1 protein-coding gene and 1 pseudogene are annotated in these 2504 nt (G+C 68.0%); both read right to left on the bottom strand.

From position 1 onward, the window contains the following. Positions 1-156 precede the first annotated feature (156 nt). On the bottom strand, positions 157-891 hold the full coding sequence (gene istB, locus LGR69_RS31670) for an IS21-like element helper ATPase IstB (RefSeq protein WP_307356345.1): 735 nt from the start codon (positions 889-891) through the stop codon (positions 157-159). Positions 892-899: 8 nt separating this feature from the next. Continuing rightward, positions 900-2387, bottom strand: a pseudogene (istA, locus tag LGR69_RS31665) (IS21 family transposase); the annotation flags it as partial. Positions 2388-2504: the final 117 nt, after the last annotated feature.

Here is a 2504-nt window from a genome sequence, read left to right as displayed (position 1 = left end):
GTGTCAAACAGCGTTGAACATTGACCCTGGATCGGCGTCGAATTTTGACCCCCTGGATGGGTATGGCGGGACGCCCCTGATCAGCCCGGCGAAGCGGTTCGGGGTAGCGCAGCCGGGCTGATCAGGGGTCCAGCAGGCGCGACGTGTGTGCCGGCCTCAGGCGCGGTTCTTGAAGCGCCAGCTCTCGTTGCCGGTCTCGACGATCTCGCAATGGTGGGTGAGCCGGTCGAGCAGCGCCGTGGTCATTTTGGCGTCGCCGGCGAACACGCTGGGCCATTCCCCGAAGGCGAGGTTGGTGGTGACCACGATGGAGGTGGTCTCGTAGAGCTTGCTGATGAGGTGGAACAGGAGCTGGCCGCCCGACTGCGCGAACGGCAGGTAGCCGAGTTCGTCGAGCACCACGAGGTCGAGCCGGGCGAGATGGTCGGCGATGCGGCCCTGCCGGCCGGCGCGCGCCTCGGCTTCGAGCCGGTTGACGAGGTCGACGACGTTGTAGAACCGGCCCCGCGCGCCATCCCGGATGCAGGCCCGTGCGATGGCGATGGCGAGGTGGGTCTTGCCGGTCCCGGTGCCGCCGACGAGCACGACGTTGCGCTGGTGAGCCAGGAACTCGCCGCCGGCGAGGTCGCGCACCAGACCCTCGTTGATCGGGGTGCCGTCGAAGGCGAACTCGGCGATGTCCTTGGCCAGGGGCAGCTTGGCGATCGTCATCTGGTAGCGGATCGAACGCGCCTGCTTCTCGGAGATCTCGGCCTGGAGCAGGTCGCCGACGATCTGCTGCGGCTCGTGGGTGCGCTTCACCGCGACCTTGATGATCTCGTCGTAGGCGGCCTTCATCCCGAAGAGCTTCAGCTCGCCCATGGTGGCGAGGATGTTCTGGCGTTCCATCATGGGGGGCTCCTCAGGCTGTCGTAGCGGGCGCAATCCGCGACCGGCTCGTGGCGCAGCCGCAGGCTCTCGGGGGTCAGGATGGTGACGGGCGGGGTCGGCTCGCGCTGCCGGGCCAGGATGTTGAGGACGACGTCGGCCGAGTGCACGCCCTCGCGCAGCGCCTCGGCACAGGCCGCCTCGACGGCCGGCAACCCGTCGCCGAGCACGGCGGTGAGGATCTCGACCATCTGCCGGTCACCTCCGGCACTGCCGGCGAGCTTGCGTCGGACCCGGTCGAGGGCGGGAGGCAGCATCCAGTCCTTGAACGGTGCGCCGTTCCGGAGCGCGCCGGGCTTGCGCGCCAGCACGGGGACGTAGTGCCAGGGATCGAACACGGTCTGATCCCGCCCGAAGGCGCGCTCGTGCTCGGCGACGACGCGCCCGTCCTGCCGGATCTCGACGCGCTCGGCGTAGGCACGGACCTCGACCGGGCGGCCGATGGCAGAGGCCATGACCGAGTAGCGGTTGTTGTCGAAGCGCACGAGGCAGGTCGTGGATACCGAAGCGCTGATGGCGTGGAAGCCGTCGAAGCGGCCGGCATAGGGAACGAGGGCTGCCCGTTCGGCCTCGAACCGCTCCCAGACGGTGCGCTCGCGCTCCTCAGGATGGGGATGGGCCTTGGCGTAGGCGATCACCTGATCGAGGAGGAGCGCATTCAGCTCCTCGTAGCTCTGCACCCGGACACGCGGGGTGAAGAAGCGCTCGCGCACCAGCCCGACCTGGTTCTCGACCTGCCCCTTCTCCCAACCCGAGGCCGGCGTGCAGGCGACCGGATCGACGAGGTAGTGCGAGCACATCTGCAGGAAACGGCGATTGTAGGCGCGCTCGCGCCCGACGAAGATCGTCTCCACCGCGGTCTTCATGTTGTCGTAGATGCCGCGCTGGCAGGTGCCTTGGAAGAACGCGAACGCCCGGTCGTGGGCGTCGAACACCATCTCCTGGCTCTCGCGCGGATAGGCTCGTACGAACAGCATGCGCGAGTGGCAGAGCCGGACGTGGGCGACCTTGACCGTGACGGTCGTACCGCCGATCAGCACGATCTCGTGGCTCCAGTCGAACTGGTAGGCCTCGCCCGGGGCAAACGACAGCGGTACGAACGCCTGGGCCGTGACCGAGGCGCGCTCGCGCTTCCAGGTTTTGGCATAGCGCCGAACGGCATCGTAGCCGCCCTCGTAGCCGAGCCCGCGCAGCGCCTCGTAGATCCGGATCAGCGTCAGCCGCTCGCGGGCGGACCTGCCGGCGTTGATGGCCAGTATCCGATCGAGATCGTCGCGCCACGGCCCGAGCTTGGGCAGCGGCTGCACCTCACGCTCGTAGGCAAAGGCGGTGGCTCCCGACCGGATGACCTTCCGGACCGTGTTGCGGGAGACGTGCAGGTCGCGGACGATGTCCTTGATCGCGCGGCCGCGGTTGAAGAACTCGCGCCGGATGCGCGCAATCGTGTCCACGCCCTTCATCCCTCTGCACCACCCTTCCGGCCGTACCGGAGAGCAGTCTGCGAGAACGAGGTTAGGGGGTCAGAATTGGACGCCGATCCCCCGCCTCACGGGGTCAAAGTTGCACGCCGAAACACA

Source organism: Methylobacterium brachiatum (assembly GCF_020523825.1).
GTDB classification, from domain to species: domain Bacteria; phylum Pseudomonadota; class Alphaproteobacteria; order Rhizobiales; family Beijerinckiaceae; genus Methylobacterium; species Methylobacterium brachiatum.
The sequence above is the reverse complement of the archived record's forward strand: the minus strand, read 5'-3'. Positions and strand labels throughout refer to the sequence as shown.

What these genes read in the sequence shown, in the direction of transcription:
- istB (WP_307356345.1), bottom strand. Translation starts at nt 891, where the DNA reads ATGATGGAACGCCAGAACATCCTCGCCACCATGGGCGAGCTGAAGCTC.